This window comes from Myxacorys almedinensis A, from assembly GCF_010091945.1.
Lineage (GTDB): Bacteria > Cyanobacteriota > Cyanobacteriia > Leptolyngbyales > Leptolyngbyaceae > Myxacorys > Myxacorys almedinensis.
This window is the reverse complement of record NZ_WVIE01000002.1, coordinates 213,551-234,343: the sequence shown is the minus strand read 5'-3', so window position 1 is coordinate 234,343 and position 20,793 is coordinate 213,551. Positions and strand designations below refer to the sequence as shown.

At 50.1% G+C, this 20,793-nt stretch carries 19 protein-coding genes; 8 read left to right on the top strand and 11 right to left on the bottom strand.

Annotation, left to right across the window (positions count from 1 at the left end):
• Positions 1-11 precede the first annotated feature (11 nt).
• Entirely contained in the window at positions 12-2,192 is a 2,181-nt protein-coding gene (locus GS601_RS02615) for a GumC family protein (protein WP_162421692.1), read from the top strand.
• 215 nt (positions 2,193-2,407) lie between these two features.
• On the opposite strand, the gene GS601_RS02610 is transcribed toward GS601_RS02615, so the two are convergent.
• The 4 genes from GS601_RS02610 to GS601_RS02595 all read right to left on the bottom strand — a co-directional run bounded on the left by GS601_RS02610 (position 2,408) and on the right by GS601_RS02595 (position 6,014).
• On the bottom strand, positions 2,408-2,614 hold the full coding sequence (locus tag GS601_RS02610) for a DUF2283 domain-containing protein (protein ID WP_162421691.1): 207 nt from the start codon (positions 2,612-2,614) through the stop codon (positions 2,408-2,410).
• A 149-nt stretch (positions 2,615-2,763) separates the two neighbouring features.
• Positions 2,764-3,030: a type II toxin-antitoxin system RelE/ParE family toxin gene (locus GS601_RS02605; protein WP_162421690.1), complete on the bottom strand. Its 267-nt coding sequence runs from the start codon at positions 3,028-3,030 to the stop codon at positions 2,764-2,766.
• Positions 3,027-3,236, bottom strand: a complete 210-nt coding sequence (locus GS601_RS02600; RefSeq protein ID WP_162421689.1) for a hypothetical protein — start codon at positions 3,234-3,236, stop codon at positions 3,027-3,029. The genes GS601_RS02605 and GS601_RS02600 overlap by 4 nt, the downstream gene beginning before the upstream one ends.
• 54 nt (positions 3,237-3,290) lie before the next feature.
• Positions 3,291-6,014, bottom strand: a complete 2,724-nt coding sequence (locus GS601_RS02595; RefSeq protein ID WP_162421688.1) for a class I SAM-dependent DNA methyltransferase — start codon at positions 6,012-6,014, stop codon at positions 3,291-3,293.
• On the opposite strand from GS601_RS02595, the gene GS601_RS23495 reads away from it, so the two are divergent.
• The 6 genes from GS601_RS23495 (at position 6,008) to GS601_RS02570 (ending at position 11,587) form a co-directional block, all read left to right on the top strand.
• Positions 6,008-6,133, top strand: a complete 126-nt coding sequence (locus GS601_RS23495) for a hypothetical protein (RefSeq protein ID WP_274381924.1) — start codon at positions 6,008-6,010, stop codon at positions 6,131-6,133. The two genes, GS601_RS02595 and GS601_RS23495, sit on opposite strands and share 7 nt — an antisense overlap.
• Before the next feature lie 390 nt (positions 6,134-6,523).
• Positions 6,524-7,015: a CGLD27 family protein gene (locus GS601_RS02590; protein WP_162421769.1), complete on the top strand. Its 492-nt coding sequence runs from the start codon at positions 6,524-6,526 to the stop codon at positions 7,013-7,015.
• Positions 7,016-7,081: 66 nt separating this feature from the next.
• Entirely contained in the window at positions 7,082-8,038 is a 957-nt protein-coding gene (locus tag GS601_RS02585) for an asparaginase (protein ID WP_162421687.1), read from the top strand.
• 190 nt (positions 8,039-8,228) lie between these two features.
• Positions 8,229-10,139 carry an ABC transporter ATP-binding protein gene (locus GS601_RS02580; protein ID WP_162421686.1) on the top strand — a complete coding sequence of 637 codons (1,911 nt, stop codon included), beginning with the start codon at positions 8,229-8,231 and terminating at the stop codon, positions 10,137-10,139.
• 92 nt (positions 10,140-10,231) lie between these two features.
• On the top strand, positions 10,232-10,822 hold the full coding sequence (locus tag GS601_RS02575; RefSeq protein WP_162421685.1) for a sigma-70 family RNA polymerase sigma factor: 591 nt from the start codon (positions 10,232-10,234) through the stop codon (positions 10,820-10,822).
• 9 nt (positions 10,823-10,831) lie between these two features.
• A complete protein-coding gene (locus tag GS601_RS02570; RefSeq protein ID WP_162421684.1) occupies positions 10,832-11,587 on the top strand; it encodes an anti-sigma factor in 756 nt (251 codons plus the stop codon).
• 16 nt (positions 11,588-11,603) lie between these two features.
• Here GS601_RS02570 and GS601_RS02565 read toward each other — a convergent pair whose 3' ends face one another.
• The 4 genes from GS601_RS02565 to GS601_RS02550 form a co-directional block, all read right to left on the bottom strand.
• Positions 11,604-12,119 carry a hypothetical protein gene (locus GS601_RS02565; protein ID WP_162421683.1) on the bottom strand — a complete coding sequence of 172 codons (516 nt, stop codon included), beginning with the start codon at positions 12,117-12,119 and terminating at the stop codon, positions 11,604-11,606.
• Positions 12,120-12,474: 355 nt separating this feature from the next.
• The gene (locus GS601_RS02560) at positions 12,475-13,551 is read right to left on the bottom strand and encodes a glycerate kinase (protein WP_202924799.1); all 1,077 of its coding nucleotides are present in this window, start codon (positions 13,549-13,551) and stop codon (positions 12,475-12,477) included.
• A 251-nt stretch (positions 13,552-13,802) separates the two neighbouring features.
• A complete protein-coding gene (locus GS601_RS02555; RefSeq protein WP_162421682.1) occupies positions 13,803-14,846 on the bottom strand; it encodes a hemerythrin domain-containing protein in 1,044 nt (347 codons plus the stop codon).
• A 388-nt stretch (positions 14,847-15,234) separates the two neighbouring features.
• On the bottom strand, positions 15,235-16,248 hold the full coding sequence (locus GS601_RS02550; RefSeq protein WP_162421681.1) for a nucleoside hydrolase: 1,014 nt from the start codon (positions 16,246-16,248) through the stop codon (positions 15,235-15,237).
• Positions 16,249-16,515: 267 nt separating this feature from the next.
• Here GS601_RS02550 and rbsK point away from each other — a divergent pair, with 267 nt between their 5' ends.
• On the top strand, positions 16,516-17,463 hold the full coding sequence (gene rbsK, locus GS601_RS02545; protein WP_162421680.1) for a ribokinase: 948 nt from the start codon (positions 16,516-16,518) through the stop codon (positions 17,461-17,463).
• A 47-nt stretch (positions 17,464-17,510) separates the two neighbouring features.
• Here the strand turns inward: rbsK and GS601_RS02540 are convergent, their stop codons facing one another.
• The 3 genes from GS601_RS02540 to GS601_RS02530 are packed head-to-tail and all read right to left on the bottom strand — an operon-like array spanning position 17,511 to position 20,784.
• Positions 17,511-17,963 (bottom strand): acyl-CoA thioesterase, encoded by a 453-nt coding sequence (locus GS601_RS02540; RefSeq protein ID WP_162421679.1) that lies wholly within the window; start codon positions 17,961-17,963, stop codon positions 17,511-17,513.
• Between the two features lie 4 nt (positions 17,964-17,967).
• Positions 17,968-19,251, bottom strand: a complete 1,284-nt coding sequence (locus GS601_RS02535; RefSeq protein ID WP_162421678.1) for an ATP-binding protein — start codon at positions 19,249-19,251, stop codon at positions 17,968-17,970.
• A 15-nt stretch (positions 19,252-19,266) separates the two neighbouring features.
• A complete protein-coding gene (locus GS601_RS02530; RefSeq protein WP_162421677.1) occupies positions 19,267-20,784 on the bottom strand; it encodes a site-2 protease family protein in 1,518 nt (505 codons plus the stop codon).
• Between the last annotated feature and the right edge of the window lie 9 nt (positions 20,785-20,793).

Genomic DNA, 20,793 nt, shown 5'->3' with positions numbered 1-20,793 from the left:
GGCTTCTACCTATGTCTCCAATTGTCAAACGTTATCTTCTCGCCGTTAACCGATATAAGTGGGTCATTCCTGCCGGGGTGGCAGTAGGGTTGGGGGCTGCCGGAGTGATCGCCATTCAGCCCGAAGCCCCGCCCATCTATCTTGCTGAGGCTTCCCTGGTGTCCAACGCTCCGCCTATTGCTTTTTCCACCATTGGCACAGAAGTGCGGCAGCCGGTAGAGACCTTTACAGCAGATGCGCTGTTGCCCAAAGAGTTGATTGAAGCGATCGCAAAAGAGGTTGGGCTTGCCCCCAAAGATCTCAACAATCGGATTGCTGTCAAAATCGGAGCAGGCGGCAAAAGCGGCAAAGACGAAGGCGGCAAGGCACAAATAGACCTCACCTACAAAGATGACGATCAGCAGCGAGCCGCGAGGGTGATTCAGCAGCTGCCGCAGCGCATTGTGGAGCAGAGCCAATCTAACAACTCAGCGCGCCTGCGATCGGTAATCGACTCGATCGAGCAACGGTTACCCAAAGTTAAAAGCGAATTGACAACGGCAGAAAACGCTCTAGAAACCTTTGATCGCTCCCAGGGGACGCAAATTTTGGCGGCTCAAGATGGCAGCATTATCAAATCGATTACGGGCAGCCAGCAGCAGGCGCGATTGCTTCAGCTACAGCTAGACGGGGTAAACACCCAAATTCGCAGTTTGCAAACCAAACTCGGACTCAACCCCGACCAAGCCTACGTCGCTTCTGCCCTCAGTGCCGATCCGATCATTGCCAGTCTGCGCGCTCAGATTCAGCAAGTTGAAGCGCAACTGGCGGTGTTGGGCAAAGATTTGCGGGTCGAACATCCCCAAATGGAGACGCTGAGAAAACAGCAAGAAGCCTTTGAAGAAGAACTGCAAAAACGGGCAGCAGAAGTGGTCGGCGGTGGCGGGTCGGCGGCACCGCTGATTGGCAATGTGCGGCAAGATAGCAGCCTTGATCCAGCGAGACAGCAATTGGCAAATACGCTGGTCAATCTTCAGACTCAACAAGAAACCCTTCAGCAACAGTTGATTTCGACCGCGCGATCGGAGCAAGAATTGCGCCAAGAATTCTCCAACATTCCCAATAAGCAAATGGAGCAAGGTCGCCTGCAAGATCAGGTAAAGCTCAAGAAGAGTCTCTACGATCAGATGCAGCAAAAGTTGGTGGATGCCCGTGCGGCAGAGGCTGAAACCGTGAGTAGCTTGAGTTTGGCAAGAAATCCGTCGGTTGCCCCGGCTAGCCTCAAGGCTCCTAAAAGTATTCCGGTGACGCTGGGCATTGGCGGGATTGTTGGGCTGGTGCTGGGGGCGGGGTTGGTGTTTTTGCTGGATACCTTAGAGGGCACGTTTTACACCGAAGAAGATCTGCGCGAGGCGATTCGACAGCGAGATGTGGCAATTTTGGGCGTGTTGCCGCGAGTGAAATCCTTTATTCCTGGCAGTTCGCCGGTGCTGATTCAGCCCAATTCGCCGTATTTTGAATATTATGAGCGGTTTCGCAGCAATTTGCGGTTGACGGATGTGAAAGCGCCGCGAGTGGTGATGCTGATCAGTACGGTCGATGGAGAAGGGAAAACGGTGACGGCGTATAACCTAGCGATCGCATCTGCCAGAGCCGGAAAACGGACGTTATTGATGGAAGCTGACTTGCGATCGCCCTCCTCGGCTCACTATGTCAATCTCTCGGCCGATCCCGACAGCCAGATCGAACCGCTGCGCTTTTTAGGACAAATGAGCGACTGCATCCGGCTAGCTCCAGAGGTTGAAAATCTTTACGTGGTCGCCAGCCCAGGACCGCAACAGCAGTCGGCTTCTATTTTAGAATCGAGCGAAATGCGGCGATTGCTTGAAGATGCACGGGGGCGCTTTGACCTTGTGATTTTAGATTCGCCAGCGTTGAGCAAGTGCAACGATGCGCTCTTGCTCGAACCGTTCACCGATGGCATGATTTTGGTGACCCGTCCGGGGGTGACTCAGCAAAGTTTGCTAGAAACGGCGATCGATCAACTCAACGAGTCAGACAATCTCCGGCTGCTGGGAGCCGTCACCAACGGAGCCGAGGTGCAACTTCCGCGATCGGTGGAAGAGACGATGCTAGCAGAAGCGCAGGCGGCACTGTCTATGAATGGGGCTGCTGCCAGTCAGCCGGGGGTTCCTACGGCTCATCTAAACTAACGAAGTTTTGAGATCCGAAGCTCAAGTTTCAAGGGTTGAGGCTCAAGGGTGCAGTTCCGGGGTCAATGTTTCAAGCTCTGAAGTTGGAGTTTCGAGTTTGGAGGGCGGAGTGCCGAGTTCGGAGGATGAAAGAATGGGGGTTGGAGAGCCATCCTTTGAACTTTGCTTTGCGAATCCCTTTGGACATTGCAGCTTTTTGACCACTGCTAAGGAAATTACGCCGCTAAAAGAGGCACTCCTAGTGCTTGTAAATCAATGGTTCCTACATTTCGAGAATAGTTATCTAAGGTAATCGCAACAACTTTGCCATCGCTGTCATAGTCCAGAATCAAGTCATCGGTGATGGCATCTGTTGCCGCGACTGGTTTTGTGGTTAGCTCGATCGCTAGAGTATCTGTTTCAGGAAAATACTGAATTTTCATTGGGGTTCTTCACCTCGCTGCTGTCGCTTGTAGAAGTTACGGTCAAAAAAGGCATTATCGAGTTTGGCTTAGAGCTTGTAGAGTTGGCTGGTGGGTTTGTGGAAAAGTATTCGTTGTAAAGCTTGGTGATGCCCCCACTGTTTTTTGGTTTAGGGAAAGTAGCGGTACATTTCTTTGCGATGAAGGACTCTCACAAAAACGATTCCAGTTTCATCTAAGACCAAGCCGATGCGGTAGTTGCCTACGCGAATGCGATAGCAGTTGCCATCGGCTTTGAGTTTTTTAATGTTGTTGATATCTATTAGGTTGACCGCTGCTTCTGCTTCTTCAATGACGGCTTGGATTTTTCGTAGCAAGTCGGCATCGCGGAGTTTGCCAAGGTCTTTCTCGAAGCTTTTTCTAAACGTGACGATCACGCTTTTGGCTCCAGAAGTTGAAAGATGGTGTCGCGGCTAACAAGTTCGGTGGTTGTGCCTTCAGCGATCGCTCGCTCCATTGCGATATCTTCGATGACTTCTGCAATTAGCTCAGAAAATTCGGCTTTGTTATCTTGCAAAAGTTCCATGATGGCGCTTTTGAGTGCTGTTTTGAGTTGGTCGGGGTCGAGGGTGATGTCAGCCATAGTGCATTCATGAGGTTGATTTGAGTTTGACAGGTTGCAAGTAGAGCCAGTGGCTTATGGTGCCCAAGCACCAACGATCGCCACGCCGCGTTTTTCTTTTTCTGCTAACTCTAAGTTTAACGTCAGCAGTTTTTCGAGCAGATCATCGTCTGGGTTGAAGCCGTAAGCTTGCATCACGAGTTGATCGAGTTTGGCGTGGAGCTTGAAGAGTTGGCTGGTGGGTTCGTGGAAGTATTCGTTGTAGAGTTTGGTGATGCCCCACTGTTTTTTCTCCATTTGGGTGCTGCGGTAGTCGTGGAGATCTTGGGCGGTGGAGCGGATGGCGGTGATGAGGTTAGGAGTTGAGGTTTGGGGGAAGGGGAAGGTTTCAAAGCAGGTGTTGTGAGTGTAGCGAGTTCGATCTTCAAGCGTAGAACTTTGTGCTTTTACCCAGGTTCGATGCACATTTGAGGTGAGAATTCCAAGAATGTAGAAATCTTCTGAAGCAACAGGCTTAGTAGCTTTTCCTGGCAAAGCATTAGCTGGACAAAGCAAAAAAATAAACCATTTAGATGTTTCTGGCACAGCAAAGTAATGTTTTAGAGGAGCAATAGCCCTACGCATTTTCGGCGCGTTCTCCCCAAGCTTCCACCAGTTTAATCTTCTTGTATCTCGTCGGTTTTGATCTCTCTCAGGTTTAACCGTTGTCTTTATATGGTTGAAGGGCAGTTGATAGTCACTTGCGTCTTCAACAGTCATGTCATCAAAATCAATAATCCATCTATCTGGCTTTCCATCTGGAACCTTAGCCAAATTGGAGCCATCTAGGAAGAGTTTCAATACCCGTTTATTACTTCGATCATTTTGAATCCAGAATTGGGCTTCTTGTTCAGTAATTAAGAAGCCTTTACCACCTGGCATAACACCTTGCAGGCAATAACTTAGGTTGGCTGTGAGTCGAGAAGCTGTTGATACATCGGTAGTTGACTTAAGCGAAGAACTTATAGACGCAACAATCTGACCATCCAAATAACGCTCTTGGGTTTTCTCATAGCACCAGTTAACGATACTGACATGTACTTTGGCTTCTCCTGACCAAGGCTGTGTTGAGACAGCATCATGAATAATTCCTCCGCTATGAGTGACGTAATCTAACCCAGCCTTTCGAGTTTTCCCCTGACTAATCGTATTTGTCGCAACTAAGCCTGCTCGACCTTTTCCGCTTAAGTTTTCGTGAGATAACCTGAACCAGTAACTACTAATATCCACCTGATCCACAACGCCAGGAAATCTTTCAAATACCCGGTTAACTTGTTCATCACCTAGCTCTTGCCGCAGACGATAACCACCCAAGAAAGGAGGATTGCCAATAATCGCGTCTGCCTTCACCCACTCCGTAAACAGCGCATCCTGGCAGACAATATTTTCATCCAGCGTATCCAACGGTAGAGCAGGCTGGTCATGAATATCGCAAAGGTCGATCGCCACTTTGCGGGCAATCATCAGCGTCACTCGCGCCAACTCCACCGCAAACTCATTCGTATCCATCCCATAAAACTGCTGCGGGGTAACAAACCCAATGCTCATCTGCCCCTGCCCACTCTCCGACCGCCGTCGCGCATCAATCTTGTCTTGCAGCACCCGCTCCAGCCGTTTTAGCTCTAGATACGCCATGTAGAGGAAATTCCCCGACCCACACGCCGGATCAAGCACCTTATAGTCTCGCAACTCCGTCTGCAACGTAGAAAGTTCCGCCAACGTCGTCGCCTGCTTGATCTTCTCTTCCCAATAGCGCGTGATCGTCGGACGAACAATCTTGAGAATATCTTCTTCAGAGGTGAAATGAATGCCGTGGGCATGACGTTCAGTGCTGTTGCTTTTGCCGATCGCCGACTCAAAGATGTTGCCAAAAATCGACGGACGCACCGCTTTCCAGTCTTGCGAGGCAGCCAACTCCAACAGTTCCAATTCTTTCTCGGTCAGTTCCAGGGGATGCACCTCCCGAAACAATCCGCCGTTAAAGTATTCCACTCCCTGATAGCGTCCTGCGGTCGCCGTCCCCGGTCGATTCATCTCCTGAAACAAGTTCCCTAAAATATCGTAGGTGTTCGAGGGTTTACCCTGGCGCGATCGCTCTAGGCACTCGCGCACCACGCTAATAAATAGATCATCCGGCAATAGGTTTCGATCTTCCGCAAACATTGCTAGCACACATTGCAGCACAAATCGCTGAGCCGTTTTTGGATCGATGGCATCCTGCTTTCGCTCAATCAGCATCGTCAGCAATTCGCCCATGCGTCTCGCTGCCTTCTCGGTCACCGATACCAAATTGTTGTTAAAAACAGGCGCACGATCCACCTCTGGATTCATAAACGCGAACGCCCCCGCTCGTTCGGGCAGACGTTCTAACGCAATCTTCTCGATCGGCTCTTCCGACTGCTTGCGAAAGTCATAGATCCAGAACTCATCAAAGTTGCACAGCATCACATAGCTAGGGCACTGCAACTGCATCCAGTACGTCACCGCTTGGGCGTAATGCTTGTTGAGGTCTTCGCCCCGCTTCTTCATCTCAATTAATAAATGGGGCTTCCAGGCAAGATCCGCAAAGCCCGTATTGCCTTTTTTGCTGCCCTTTTTTACTCGTTCTTCCAGCGTTGCCCCCGCTTCTTTTACGCCTTCATGCCCAAATGCCTGAAAAAAGCGATCGAGGAAGTTCTGGGACTCCCCTTTCTCATCACCTTTGAGATGCTGCTGACAGTAGCGGACAAATTTCTGGAGGCTTTCGGGCGTGGATGGCATGGAACAATTTCAGTATGGGGCTAACAGAAGCGGCAATCGATGGGCATAAACTGAGCGTTCAGTGTGCCCTCCTCACTCTCCAAGTTACAGACTCTCAACTCGGACTGCCGAGAGGATAGAGCGATCGCTTGAGTTCAAACCTCGACGTTTTGAGCTTTGAACTCCAACCTTCAACCTTTTTACTCGAAGATTCGACCTTTTTACTCCAAATTCCGACTTCCCAGCCTAAAGGTTCGACCTCCGAACCCGGAACATTAAGCTTTTTGCTCTAAAAACGAAGCTCAGAACTCGGAACGTCGAGCAATTTGCTTCAACCACCAAGCTCTGAGCTTCAACGATGAGCTTCTGAAGGTAAATCGTCAGGGGTTTTAATACACTGATGCTCCTAGCGATCGCGTCGTTTCCTCAACCGTCTGCCCCACCTTGGGTTACTCAGAGAATTCCGTGCGCTGCCCCCTTCAAAACTCTTCTATACTGACGAATAGAATTCCACTTCATTTGGCTTGGCTATGAATTCTGTCACCTGCCCCGTTCCTGTGGAACAGCGACCCCTCAACGAGTATCAAGACCTCAAAACATCCTGGTTCTTTCGCTGGGCAACCCTCGATCGGTGGGGTTACCTCAAGCCGATCGCAATTTTATGGGTGATTAATTGGCTCGTTGCAGGCCCGATCGCCTCTGTGAGTTTTGCGCCTTCCAAGCACCTGCCCCAGTTTTTGTTGCTGGCATCGATCGGCGCTAGCTTGATTCCGATTTTGGCACTCGTGCGGCTATATTTGGGCTGGGTCTACGTGAGAACTCGCCTCCTGAACACCAGCGTATTTTATGAAGAATCGGGCTGGTATGATGGGCAGATTTGGCAAAAACCGCCAGAAGTGCTGGCTCAAGATCAGCTAATTGTGTCGTATCAGATCCAGCCGATATTGCAACGATTGCAAAAATCGTTTGCTGCGATCGCTGCCGCCTTTCTGCTCTGCGGGGTAGTATGGTGGCTTTTGTGACGACCGATTCTAACAACTCGTAACATTTTTTCACGCCGGTTTCCACCTAATGCTAAAGTCTTTCCCATGACAAGGGGTAAACGAATTCAAAGCACCGCACAGCTAGAGGTGAGGCTTTTGCGGGAAGGCATTACTGAATCAGTTCATTCTGCTCAGGCGATGATTTGTGACGATCGCGGTCGCATTCTTCTCTGCGCTGGCAATGCTGAGGCGGCTACGTTCGCGCGATCGGTGCTCAAGCCGTTTCAGGCACTAGCCGTGACTACCACCGGCACCCTAGAGCGATTTAGCTTAACCGATCGAGACTTAGCGATCGTGTGCAGTTCCCACAAAGGCACGATCGAGCAGGTTCGGCAGGTTTTTAATATTTTGTGGCGCGCAGACATCGAACCCACCGCCCTCCAATGCCCGACGCCAGAAGGGAAAAAAAGTCCGCTTCAGTATAACTGCTCTGGAAAACATGCCGGCATGCTAGCCGTTTGCCAGCAGCGCGGGTTTCCCCTCACCAGCTATCTTCAGTACAATCACCCGATTCAGCAGTTGATTTTGGGCAAGATCGCCGAACTGCTGCAAATTCCAGCCGAAGAATTTATTCCAGCGCGGGATGATTGTGGGGCACCAACCTACTACATGCCCCTGCGGCAGTTGGCATGGCTCTATGCCCAGCTTGCGTCGGGCAACAGCCTAGACATGGAACGCGTGTCTAGAGCCATGACCCACCATCCCACCATGGTGGCAGGCGATGGAGAATTTGATACCGAACTGATGCGCCTCACCGAAGGCGAGATTATCAGCAAATCGGGGGCAGAAGGTGTGCAGTGTATGGGGCGGGTCGGAGAAGGGGTTGGACTGGCGATTAAGGTGACAGACGGGGCAAAACGAGCAAAATATGCGATCGCAATCCACATTCTTCAACAAATGGGGTGGATTACGCCATCGGTGGCTGAAACCCTGTCTGAAACCTACATCACCCTCGGACGCTACAAACGGCTCGATGTCACCGGCGAACTCTCTATGCTCTGAACTTCTACGCTCTGAACCTCTACGCTCTGAACAATGCTACGAATCCCTAACATGAATCACTAACGCAATATCACTACACTCCGTTCTCTCGATCGTTGCATTGGGAACATTTGGCACCCCAAATTCGTTGTTACAATCCACAGAACTCCGTTCACACTATTATCAACTCTCGCTATTTGTTGCGCCTCCTATGAGTGACACCATTCTTGACGTTCGGAACCTTCAAGTTGAATTTAAGACGGATACCCGAATCGTTAGAGCGGTAGACGGGATTTCGTTTCAGGTCAAACGGGGGCGCACCCTGGGCATTGTGGGAGAGTCGGGATCGGGCAAGTCGGTGACATCGTTGGCGGTGATGGGGCTGATTCCCAATCCCCCAGGGCGAATTACGAACGGTGAAATTTGGTTTGACCCCGATCAAACCGACGGGGCAGCGGTTGATCTGCGAACGGTTTCGCAGGAGAAACTGCGGAGTTATCGCGGCGATCGCATCGCCATGATTTTCCAGGAACCCATGAGTTCGCTCAACCCGGTGTATACCTGCGGCTATCAGTTGGTAGAAGCCATTCGTCAGCACACCCGGCTTTCAGAGCCAGAAGCGCGACGGCGAGCCATTTCACTATTGCAAGAAGTGCGGGTTTTGCCGCCAGATGCCGAGTTAAAGCGGCGGCAGGTAGAAGAGATGCATCAAAGCCGAGGGGTTGTGCCCAGTGAAGCCGACCTCGATCGAGAGATTAACCGCCAAAAGTCTGCCATGCTCGATCGCTATCCCCACGAGTTGTCGGGGGGGCAGCTTCAGCGGATCATGATCGCCATGGCAATTTCCTGCAACCCAACGCTGCTGATCGCAGACGAACCCACCACCGCCCTAGATGTCACCGTGCAGGCAACCATTTTAGACTTGCTGCGAGAACTGCGCGATCGCCGGGGCATGTCGATGATGTTCATCACCCACGACTTGGGCTTGATCGCTGAAATTGCCGACGAAGTTGCAGTGATGTACGAAGGCAGCATTGTGGAATATGGATCGGTGTTGGATATCTTCTCAAATCCGCAACATCCCTACACCAGAGGGCTGCTAACCTGCCGCCCTCAGCCAACCCGTCGCTTACGATTTTTGCCTACCGTTTCAGACTTTATGGACGTATCACTGCTGCCCACGGGCGAAAAGCTGATCCAAGCCAAAAAACAGGACGTGAACGCAGTGTTGGCAGACCACCAAGACATCAGCGAAGCCGAATTTGATCGGCGGTTGAAAGGGTTGCAGCAGCAAGCGCCACTCGTTTCGGTACACAACTTGCAGGTGGCGTTTCCAGTGCGGGGCGTGTTGGGGCGAACCAAGCGCTACCTGATGGCAGTGAACGATGTTTCGTTTGAGGTGTATCCGGGCGAAACCTTGGGGCTGGTGGGAGAATCGGGGTGCGGCAAATCAACCCTGGCGAGAACGTTGATGCGCCTGATCGAGCCACGGAGCGGGCAGGTGATGTTTGAAGGGCGTGATATTTTGGCGCTCTCTAGCAAAGCGGTGCGGCAACTGCGGCGAGAGATCCAAATTATTTTCCAAAATCCCTACAGTTCGCTTGATCCCCGCATGAATATTGGGGATGCGGTAATGGAGCCGTTGCAGATTTATGGGCGCGGCGGCAAAAAGCAACACCGCGATCGCGTGGCGTACTTGTTAGAGCGGGTGGGGCTCAACCCGAACTGGATCAATCGCTATCCTCACGAGTTTTCTGGAGGTCAGCGTCAGCGGGTTTGCATTGCCCGGTCGCTTGCCCTCAATCCTAAATTCATCATTTGCGATGAGTCGGTGTCTGCTTTAGATGTCTCCGTGCAGGCTCAAGTGCTCAACCTCCTGAAAGAACTGCAATCCGAGTTTGGGCTAACCTATATTTTTATTTCTCACGACTTGAGCGTTGTGAAATTTATGAGCGATCGCATCATTGTGATGAATCGCGGCAAGATCGAAGAAGTCGGCACGGCTGACAGCATCTACTCCCATCCCCAGCAAGCCTATACGCAGCAACTGATTTCAGCTATTCCTCTCGGAACCCTCGATCGCATTCGTGAACGGCAACTTCAGCGCGGACTTTCTGCCTAATCACCTTCCATCTACTGAGACAACGACAAGACATGAGAGAATCGATGCATCCGATTCTTGTTTGTTGCCGTACTAAGAGTGTCTAAGGCACTATGGATTTTGAGCAATCTCAGCCATCTGAACTCTCATCCCCCAGTGAGACAGATGCTACTCTTTACCGGGCGCTAAAGTCTGGACAGACAGAGGCACTTGGTATGCTTTATGATCGTCACGCAGGGCTGGTTTACGGCATTGCGCTCAAAATCTTAACGAATCCTCAAGAAGCAGAGGACTTAACCCAAGACATTTTCTTGACCCTTGCTAATAAATGCTCGTTTGACCCGGCTCGCGGTTCCTTGAGAACATTTCTTGGGATCTTGACGCGATCGCGCTCAATTGACCGAGTGCGATCGCGGCAGACCTCGCGCGAGTCCTTAAGAAAATGGCAGACCAATCACCCCCCCGATCTACAAACCGACTCAACGTTAGAACATGCTTTTCAAACCGAACAGTCTCAGGAGGTGAGCGCCGCGCTTGCCCAACTTTCTGCTGATCAGCAGCAAATTTTGCGGATGGCTTACTACGATGGGCTGAGCCAGTCTGAAATTGCTGAGCGGCTAGAGCTACCCTTGGGCACAGTAAAAACCAGAGCGCGGCGGGGATTGATGAAACTACGCCAAACGCTCACCAATGATGCGAGGTAAGCACTTACTATGGCTGGGTCGATGCTGTCAGAACACATAGAGCTATTAGTTTCCGGGTATGTTTTAGGCGACCTGAGTGCAGAAGAAGCAGAAGAATTTCAGCGTCTTTTGGCAACTGATCCGGCGATCGCGCAGGAGGTTGTGCGGATGCAGAACGTGCTAGAGCAATCTTTTGCCCCGGCTGAGGTGACGCCGCCCACTCATTTGCGGGCTGCTATCTTAGAGAAACATCGCGCTCTGGCGGCTCCCAATTTGGCTCCTGATCGGTCAAAAGAGCGTCCGCATCGGAGAAGAGCCACTTGGGGAAACCTTGCCGGACTTGCAGCAGCAGGAGTGATCCTGGCTTTGGGAATCAACAACTATCAATTGCGACAGGCGTTACAGCCTCCAACCCAGCCCGACGAGGCGCTAACCTATGGGTTGAAACCTGCGATCGCAGAGGTTTCAGCATCTGCTACGGTTGTGGTCGATCCCAACCGCCTTGAAGGCAGGATCACTGCTCAGAATCTGCCACCCTTGCCCCCCGGACAGGTCTACGCCTTGTGGGTGGTCTTAAAGCCCAATGCCCCTTTCACAACCGACCCTAAAAGCGCCATCTTAATGGGTTCATTTGAGGTTGAGGCTGGAAGAACAACCACACAAACCATCACCCCACCTAGCGTTTTCCGCTCTAGAGAGTGGATCGCCGCCGTTGCCGTGACAGCCGAAAATGCCGCCGCTCCTCAAGAGCACGAGAATCAACCTATCTTGATTTCAGGGTTATAAATGGCGCTGGTTTCCCTTACTCGGTGCTCGAATCGGCATAGCCTTGGATGTTCTCAAGATCATACTGCTGCAAAATGTTGTTCGCTTTGCGCGTCAGCGATTCTGAGCCTGTAACCACTACTAAATATTTTCCGGCATTCAGTCGGTTTCGGTAGGGCAGGGCGTCGCCTCCCCCAATGATCAGCCCAACGCCGCCGCCGACTAGCACGCTACCCAACCCGCCGGATATGGCTCCTGCTAGCCCCGCGATCGCAAGACTCCCTGTTTCTCCTGCCCAAGCAAAGGTATCCAGCCCTGTAATGGCATTGAACCCGACTCCTCCGACAAACCCGAAGGGAATCAGCCAACTCGCCATCAGTTTGACTTGCTTTAGCGCTTGTTCGTTGGGATCAATCAGACCAAACTCATCGGCGCTCTTGTAGCCTCTACCTAAAATAGCGACTTTATTCATAGGCAATCCTTCGCGCTCTAAAGCTGAGTAGGCTGCTTCGGCTTGGATGCGATCGCTTAACACGGCTACAAGATAATTCATCGCTGCTGCTAGGTAGACTGCGCTTCTCCAGTTAAGATTAGCAGGCTTTATGGTGCGGCGTTAACGGAACTCCCAGTAATGTTATCTAAAACGCGCCCTAAGATAGAGCGTAGCCTCTGTTAAAACAACTACAAAACCATACGCAAAATCACCTGCATCGGGGGACGGAGTGAGCAGAGTTCCGAAATCGTACGGATTAAGCAAATCAACGGCTCATGAATAATACAGCTATAACGTTTTACATCGTTGAAACGTTCCTCAAGAAATTGTGAAATAGGCAGCGCTTCTCGATTGCCCCCATTGATGAAGCGTTGCCTTTATCTATTGGCTATTGCTAGTTAAATAGTTTAAGAGTCTACTCGGTTTTCGGAGGGGCATAAATTGCGCCAGGTTGATGATTGCGATCGATTTCGAGCACGATGTTAGCTCGATTGGCATCCCTTATCAAGGGGTGGATAAAGAGCGCTGGGTGTAGTGCTTTGCAAAAATATTCCACAAAATCATCGATTACAGAATCGATCATTCCAGCATTGCCTTTAGCAATCATTTTATGTTCGGCTTGCTTTCGCCACCGCTTACTTAACTCATAGTCTGAAACGTATAAAACAATCAGCCGATCTAAAAGTTGCCATAGCGGCAAATAGTCTCTTAAGCGTTCATTCATATCACGAGCAAATTGCCGATCGTACTCTGTCACGATGGGAGCAGGCGCGGTCTCAAACAGCATTTTAGGAATAGGTTGCGCGCCCACAAACCAACCCTCGAATAAGACAATATCTGCCTGAGGCACTAGAATTGGGTCGGTGCGATCGCCGCTACCGTTCCAAGCTGACTTATCAAACTGAGGAATGGCGACCGGAAACTGCTGCCGCCGAAATTGCTGGAGCACTTGTTGACCCAACTGAACATCATGGGTTCCGGGCGGACCTCGGCGAGCAAGGCGCGGATCATCCTGCTGGATCGTGAGGCGATCGCAGTAAGGTAAATATAAATCATCTAACGACATACTGATGGCTTGATAATTGAGATGACTCAAAACCAGGGTCAGTACTTGAGTGAGCGTTGTTTTGCCTGTTCCCTGACCTCCCAAAAAGCCGACTATCAGAGGACAATTTTGCTGCGATCGCCAATCGGCAATCTGAAGTGCTAGAGGCAGCCATGCCCTCCACAACGACGGTAGAGGCAAGGGCAATAGATTAAGAGTGTAACAGCATTGAACAAAGTCAGAACAAACAGTTTTCAATAGTTCTAGCCGTCTTAGAATTACACTTTCTGCATTGTCATGGTTAATACCGAAAACATTGGCGCGCTGAGGATCTTGCAATTCTAAATCGATCAGCGATGAGAGTAGTTTAGGATCGTGTAAATCAGCGATCGCAGCTTCAATTTCTTTACTCTCGGTGAATCGCTGGAACAGTAGCGAAATATCCATTCGATTGATGAGGTAAGTTAGTGTGCTTGTGAATGTAGATGATGCTAGCACTATACCTTACTCTATACATGATCAAACAAAACACATGATTAAACAAAACACATGATTAAACAAAAGAAAGGGGCGTAATGCATACGCCCCTAAGTAACTCAAACTTATGTAGATGGTTAGGTCTCCGATTTTTCTAAAGACATTAGAGGAGACTCAAACTTCACTGCTTGTTGAGACCTGTTATGCCCCAAGTTAAACTGCTACTTTGCCGATGCCGCAAGCTCGTCCTGAATCCGGCTCTTAGCTGATTTGAACTGAGATGCTAGCTGCTCGCTTTCAGCACTGCTAAAGTTATCGCGAATGGCGGCAAAGTAAGTGCTTTCCTCTTGACGAACGTGATCCATCACGATGTCGCGCAAACGGCGTACAGCATTCATGAATTCTTCAGAGGCTGGATTCATACTGCGAATCTCATCCATGATCACCTTCATGTCAGCTTGCTCGTCGTACAGTTCTTGTAGATCACCTTCCGAATAACGACCCCGAACCGCAGGATAGGCTACTTCCTCTTCTGCAAGAGCATGAGCCGTCAGATCTTTGTAAATTTGACCAAAGTATTCTTGGCGCTTTTGAGGATCGTTGGTTTGCTCAACTTCACCAAACAGAATGTTAACCTTCTGGTGATCCATCCGGATAATGTCTTGCAAATTCATGTCAGACTTGTTGCTGCCCTGAGTAACAACGCTACCTGCCACTCCGGTAAGCGCCGCAACTGCATCTTGCACCCGTGCCCACAGACCTTGATCCGCATCCATGCCCGTAAGTTCGCGGACGCCCAGATTTTCTAGCACACCCTTGAGTTGCTCTTGATGAGCGCGATTCTCAAAGTTCACCGTATTGAGCGGCGTAATCGCAGCTTCAATGTCTGCCCCTACTTTCTGGGCTGCCTTATGCACCACGATACCCGACATTACTTGTTGATGCTTGAGCAATTCATGCTGAAACACTTTCTCGTAGAGCGACAGCTTAGAACCCGACATCAGTTCTTCAACCTTCTCTGCCATGGCAGTAACGGTGTCTTTCGGTTCCGATTTCACACCATATTGCACCATCACTGTGTCCAAGACGCCCAGATTTTTTTGGTCATCCTTGAGCATTTCTTGGAACCGCTTTGCGATTTCCGAATCTGTGGTTGCCGAAATAAATTTTTGCTCGTTGGCAATAATGAGTTCCTGGATTGCTTTCATATCGGCGAGCTTGGTTGCGATCGCCATCCGTTTTGTATCGTCAAGTGTCATTACCATTTTCGTGTTCTCCAAATGCAGAATATATAAGGTTGCATCCTACACAAGGTTCGCGTACGGGCATCTACAATTCATCTTTCTGATGGTTGACCTTGGCGCGGGCGAAAATGAAGAATAATCAGACTCTAGATATAAGGGAGATAGTAAGAGAGATTTGCGTAGCAGTGCTTTTGCAAGGTAGGAAAGCTGAGCAGGGCTTACACAACGGTTTCTCGTTGGCAGCAGATTTATCAAACGCCTTCGATAAGGCTTTGGGAGGAATCGCTAGTGTTCAACATCACCTGTTAATGTGTTTAATTTGCGTTTAATTTGTCCTATCAGTTCTCAAATCTGCTGCTAACAGGGCTTACCTGTTATAGCTTTCATTCGATTGTTGTTACTCACATTTTCACTCAATCGTTTGCACCAAATGTTTCAAGTCTTCAAGCATGATAGCCAAAACAGAAGCGCACTCTACGGTGGAAGCAACCCAAGCATTGGCTGAAGATTTGGCACGATGACGAGAATCGATCAGGGTCTTGCCGCGTGTCCATATTCCTTGAGTCTCAACGTTGACGCGGGCACGGCAAAACGCGAGTGTTTCTGGATAGAACACATAGGCGAGGGTTGCAGCATCATGCACTAAAAAGCCTGGGAGTCCTTGTGTTTCTCGGTAAGCCAAGGCAGTTTGCGTCATAAAATCGCACAGCGTCGTGATAAATTGCGCGAGTTGGGATTGACGGGGAGTGAAAGGTCGTTTGGTTTGTGGGCGATGAAGTTGCGCTGCCATGGTTGGGGTAAAAATTAATTGATGAGTCACATCAAGCGGAATGATGATCAGATCATTTCGGCTAGCAAATACGGTCTGGGCGGCTTCTGGATCGAAAGCGATATTGAATTCTGATTCTGAGGTTACGTTGCCAGGGGTATGAAACGCACCGCCCATGATCACGATTTCTTTCGCACGTTTGAGAATTCCGGGCGACTTTTTCTCAGCCGATGCAAGATTGGTGAGGGGCGCGATCGCAACTAGGGTAATTTCTCCGGGCATCGCTTGCAGCTTTTCGATCAATATATCGTCTGACGATCGCGCTGTGTCAAACGATCGGGGCGAAGCGGGCAGCGTTTGACACAGATTTCCCATGCCATCTAAGCCATGAATATAGGCGGCATCGCCGATGCCTTCCAGTTCTCGGCACACTCCTCGTCCAACTTCTACAGCATCAAAGCCACCTAATTGTAAAAGCCGACTTGCCCCTTGAAAGGTGCGTTTAGCGCTAACGTTACCAGCAGCAGCCGTCACGGCGACAATATCAGCTAATCCTTGTTTAGCTAAACTTTGCAACCACAAAAGCGCAAAAGAATCATCGCCTCCGGGGTCGGTATCAACAATAATTTTAGGAACGTTTAGCTGACTATTCATAAGTTGGTTATAGTAATAAGTTTGCGATCGCAACTACAACAAAGAGATACCATTTCTATTGATACCCTATTAATATGTTACGAACGTCTACAGAGCTTAACTGTTGGCAGCAAATCTGGTGCTAACAAGAAATCATTGCGTGAGTCTTGAATAAATTCATTAACAAATTCATGAATAATGGTACGTTTTTAGTAATCATTGTGTAAGCAACGGTTTTGTCAATGTTGCTTACAACCTTGAGATGTTGCTAAGTAAGGTTGGCTGATAATGAGTGCGATCGTGTTTGGCAGTATCAATATGGATCTTGTCACCCGGGTTCCTCGCCTGCCTGCTCTTGGCGAAACCTTGACAGGGCAATCGTTTGAGATGATACCCGGAGGAAAGGGGGCAAATCAAGCTGTCGCTATGGCTCGGTTAGGCATCGCGACTGAACTGGTCGGGCGAGTGGGAAACGATCGGTTTGGACAAGATTTGTTGGCTGAGTTGAGGGCAAATCGAGTGACGTGCGATCGCGTCTGGGTGGATCAATCGATTCATTCTGGAGTTGCTGCGATCGTAGTGGATGACGCAGGGGAAAATCACATTATTGTGATTCCCGGTGCAAATGGGCAAGTCGGAGCGGCAGATCTCGAACGATTGCAGGCAGTGTTGCCACACGCCAAGGTTTTGCTGTTGCAACTTGAAGTTCCGATAGAAGCGGTGATCCGCGCAGCACAAGCAGCAAAGCAAGCGGGGGTAACGGTAATTCTCGATCCGGCTCCAGCCCAGTTGAGTTTGCCAACAGAACTTTATTCATGGATTGATATCATTACTCCCAACCAAGTGGAGGCAAGCCAACTCGCCGGATTTTCAGTAGAAGATCATAAAAGTGCAGCACGAGCGGCAACACTCATTCATCAAAACGGCATCGCAACAGTGATTATAAAATTAGGTAGATTAGGAGTGCTATATTCAACAGAAAACGGAGCGCTTTCAATTCCTAGTTTTCCAGTTAAAGCAATTGATACTGTTGCCGCTGGAGATGCCTTTAACGGGGGGTTAGCCGCAGGATTGACCGCCAATTTGTCGCTGCAAAAAGCCATCACCTTCGCTTCGGCAGTAGCCGCCTTATCCGTCACTAAAGCAGGGGCACAACCATCGTTGCCAACTCGCCAAGAAGTCGCCACATTTCTATCAACCCACGGCGAACTGTTGGATCACCGATTGGCTGAATAGTCATGGCATCAAAAATGGCGGATAATGCATCACCCTCATCAGCAAGGCTAGAGAGTAGACCCTGTTTGCCGCAACCAGTTGATCAACTGTGATGAAAGCATGGTTCGCGTTTGGGTTTGAGGAGCGATGCAGACATGCCGTGTGAGCGCTTTGCCAACCAAACGGGCAGTGTTATCAGACTCAAGAGTTTGCGGTGCCCGGTCTGAAGCGTTGCCCAAAATTTCATAGCAAATCTCAAAAGTGCTGTCGTTGACTTGTTTAGATAGAAGTTGGATAGAGACGCGATCGCCGCAATACATCGGCTTGAAAAACTCGACACTGGCATGAACAATGGGCATCGCCGCATCGCCGCTCCTAAAAAACGTTCCAGCGTTGACTCCAGACGCGATTAAAGACGCTTCATAGGCTTCGTGGCAAATCACCAGAACGTTGGTAAAGTAAACGACACCCGCAGCATCGGTCTCGTGAAATCGGATCGTGCGATCGTAGGTAAAAGGCATTGGGTTAAGAGAGCGCTAGGTCTGCTTTGAGAAAATCAATAAACTGCCGTGCCGTTCTTCCAGAGCGCCCGTTGTGCCGAGTTGCCCACTGCAACGCTTGAAATTCTAACTCTTCTGCTTTAAGGGAAAGGTTAGCCTGCTGGGCAAGATGATGAACGATGGTGAGATAGGTTTGTTGGTCGGCGGGTTCAAACGTGAGGGTCAAGCCGAAGCGATCGCTAAACGACAATTTCTCTTGAACGGTATCCCAATGATGAATTTCATCGGCGTCGCTCGGACGGGGACGCTCATCAAAAAATTCTCGAATCAGGTGACGGCGATTTGAGGTGGCGTAGACCACAACATTGTCAGGGCGAGCGGTGAGATTGCCTTCTAGCACAACTTTAAGCGCTTTGTAGGCGTCGTTGTCTTCTTCAAATGATAAGTCGTCAACAAAAATAATAAACTTTTGAGGCAGATCCCGTAGCTGTTCGACGATCGTAGAGAGATCCGTCAGTTCAGATTTTCCAACTTCAATGAGACGGAGGTTAGGATGCAGCCGCAGCAACGATTTTACCAATGATGATTTTCCTGATCCACGGCTGCCATACAACAAAATATGCAGTGCTGGCAATCCTGCTAGTAAAAATTCTGTGTTCTTGATCAGGGTATCTCGCTGAGTTTCATACCCCACGAGCGCATCAACCCGAATCGGATCGGGATGCGCGATCGCAACTAAGTGACCCGTTTGCCACCGGAACGCTAAGTACTGTGCAATCATGCCAGTTCCAAAGGTTTGATAAAACGCTGCCAATTTTGGAATAGCAGTCGCCCAGTCAGGGAGCGTCGCTAAATAAGCGCCCAGTCGCAACATTTCCGCTTGTCTAGGAGTGGTAGGAGGGGTTGGTAACTGATCCGCCCAAATCGGCATCGGAGGGCTGATCCATTGACCCATCTGTTGAGAGGTGCAGCGATAAATCTGTTGCAAAATCTGCAAATCATGGGCGATCGCATCTACCAGGGCAGGGGGTAACCCGTCGGGGGTGATCGTCTGAAGGCTGCGAGTGATGCTGTTTTCCACTGTCAAGAGGCGCTCCAGCACATAGTCTTGCCAGCCTTGATGCGTCTGTGCGATCGCGCTAAACCACCTGCCATAGGCTTGCAGTTGGTCGTGAAGGTCGTGCCCTGACGCCGCTTGCAGTAGCGCTAAAAACGCCTGCCCCACCTCATCGTGCAGCACCTCTCGATACACCAACAGTGATAAACAACGGGTGTAAAGATCTGGCGCTAAGTCCGTTTTTTCAGTCATGCCCCATCATCTCAGCTAAATATGCAACCAACTCATCAAAAACTTGGGTGCAGGTAGAATAATCAACACCAGCAGCGTCAACAAGGCTAGCCCAACACCATCGCGAAAATTATCAATTTCAGTCACATCATTTAATGCAGGTTCATCCATTGCGGGCAACAACAGCAGCAAAATCGCCCACACCAACAGATGAGGCTGCACCACTGAGAATGCGAGCAGCAAAAATCGGGAAATCTGACCAATCAACGCTCCTCGACGCTGCCCAAACATGGCATGAATCATCCGCCCTCCGTCTAGCTGCCCGACGGGCATCAAATTGAACGCGGTAAACAAAAGCCCGATCCAGCCCGCGATCGCAAACGCATGAGGCTTGATTGCCGTCTGCGCGACAAAGTCGCTGCCAAACACAAGCTTACTAAAGAGCGCAAACACGATCGAGAATCGAGGATTTAGGGCATAAAAATCAAAAATTCCGGCGCGCTGCGAGAGTCCTACAACTTCCGATAGCGTCAGCCCCCAGGCTAAAAGCGGAATGCTGATACATAGCCCCAGCATTGCGCCCACCGCCCCAACGTCAAACAGTGCCTTGCGATCGGGAATCGGCGACCGGATCTGAATAAACGCCCCAACCGTGCCCAACGGAAAAAATGACAGGGGAATTACAGGAATAAAATAGGGCAGGGTTGCTGCAATCTGATACTTTCGCGTGGTCAGGAAATGCCCGATTCCTCTCAGGGCAAAAAACGTCATGACAAGCAAGGCATAGGGCAGCCCGTCAATCAGAACCAGTGGGTTAGAGATGACTCGACCCGCCATTTGTAGTCCTGCTAATGTCGTCGTGATCAGCGTGATCCCTGCCAAGGCAGAAGCCACCCCCGGACGCACCAGCTTTCTGTCTTTGCGAGACGAAGGTTGCCTCAGCAGGGGGTCTTGCTCTTTAGCATAGGGATTGGGAACTAAAGCAAAAAACGGATCGGTGCGATGACCTTCTTGAAACACTACGTAGAAGCGATCGCGAAACTGAACCTCAATATTATCTCGAACGGTTTGGTAAGCAATTTCTGGCGTTGTCCGGAGTTTCCCTCGGCAGATCACCGCTTGAGGACGATACTCAATGTGCTGCAAATAATACACCGACCACAAAAAACACGTTTGTAAGCGGTTTTCTTCTTCTTGGGTGATGGGTCGCAGCGGTTGCTCATCATGAAGTTCTGGGATAGCTTCAGGAATGCTGGGGGGCGGGGGGCTTGCCGGATCGAGGGCAGCGTTATTTTGCGGTGTCTTCGCGGGTTTTGGCGCGATTCGTCCTCGCTCAATCAGCAGCAAGTACACCATCAAGCATCCGACAAATAATAGAATGACGAGGGTTGGAGGGAGCGCCCGTTGACCCCGAAACGCGATCGCCCACCCCGACAAAACGAACGCAGGCATCATTGCTACAAGCCACAGTAGCCAAACGGGGGTGCGAGTCACGCCACTTGCCCGTTTCACAATAAAGTAGGTAATCAACCCAAGGAGAAGTAACCAGATCATGCCCTTATG

What these genes read in the sequence shown, in the direction of transcription:
- GS601_RS02615 (WP_162421692.1), top strand. Translation starts at nt 12, where the DNA reads ATGTCTCCAATTGTCAAACGTTATCTTCTCGCCGTTAACCGATATAAG.
- GS601_RS02610 (WP_162421691.1), bottom strand. Translation starts at nt 2,614, where the DNA reads ATGAAAATTCAGTATTTTCCTGAAACAGATACTCTAGCGATCGAGCTA.
- GS601_RS02600 (WP_162421689.1), bottom strand. Translation starts at nt 3,236, where the DNA reads ATGGCTGACATCACCCTCGACCCCGACCAACTCAAAACAGCACTCAAA.
- GS601_RS23495 (WP_274381924.1), top strand. Translation starts at nt 6,008, where the DNA reads ATGGCATGGAACAATTTCAGTATGGGGCTAACAGAAGCGGCAATCGAT.
- GS601_RS02595 (WP_162421688.1), bottom strand. Translation starts at nt 6,014, where the DNA reads ATGCCATCCACGCCCGAAAGCCTCCAGAAATTTGTCCGCTACTGTCAG.
- GS601_RS02590 (WP_162421769.1), top strand. Translation starts at nt 6,524, where the DNA reads ATGAATTCTGTCACCTGCCCCGTTCCTGTGGAACAGCGACCCCTCAAC.
- GS601_RS02585 (WP_162421687.1), top strand. Translation starts at nt 7,082, where the DNA reads ATGACAAGGGGTAAACGAATTCAAAGCACCGCACAGCTAGAGGTGAGG.
- GS601_RS02580 (WP_162421686.1), top strand. Translation starts at nt 8,229, where the DNA reads ATGAGTGACACCATTCTTGACGTTCGGAACCTTCAAGTTGAATTTAAG.
- GS601_RS02575 (WP_162421685.1), top strand. Translation starts at nt 10,232, where the DNA reads ATGGATTTTGAGCAATCTCAGCCATCTGAACTCTCATCCCCCAGTGAG.
- GS601_RS02570 (WP_162421684.1), top strand. Translation starts at nt 10,832, where the DNA reads ATGGCTGGGTCGATGCTGTCAGAACACATAGAGCTATTAGTTTCCGGG.
- GS601_RS02565 (WP_162421683.1), bottom strand. Translation starts at nt 12,119, where the DNA reads ATGAATTATCTTGTAGCCGTGTTAAGCGATCGCATCCAAGCCGAAGCA.
- GS601_RS02560 (WP_202924799.1), bottom strand. Translation starts at nt 13,551, where the DNA reads ATGGATATTTCGCTACTGTTCCAGCGATTCACCGAGAGTAAAGAAATT.
- GS601_RS02555 (WP_162421682.1), bottom strand. Translation starts at nt 14,846, where the DNA reads ATGGTAATGACACTTGACGATACAAAACGGATGGCGATCGCAACCAAG.
- GS601_RS02550 (WP_162421681.1), bottom strand. Translation starts at nt 16,248, where the DNA reads ATGAATAGTCAGCTAAACGTTCCTAAAATTATTGTTGATACCGACCCC.
- rbsK (WP_162421680.1), top strand. Translation starts at nt 16,516, where the DNA reads ATGAGTGCGATCGTGTTTGGCAGTATCAATATGGATCTTGTCACCCGG.
- GS601_RS02540 (WP_162421679.1), bottom strand. Translation starts at nt 17,963, where the DNA reads ATGCCTTTTACCTACGATCGCACGATCCGATTTCACGAGACCGATGCT.
- GS601_RS02535 (WP_162421678.1), bottom strand. Translation starts at nt 19,251, where the DNA reads ATGACTGAAAAAACGGACTTAGCGCCAGATCTTTACACCCGTTGTTTA.
- GS601_RS02530 (WP_162421677.1), bottom strand. Translation starts at nt 20,784, where the DNA reads ATGATCTGGTTACTTCTCCTTGGGTTGATTACCTACTTTATTGTGAAA.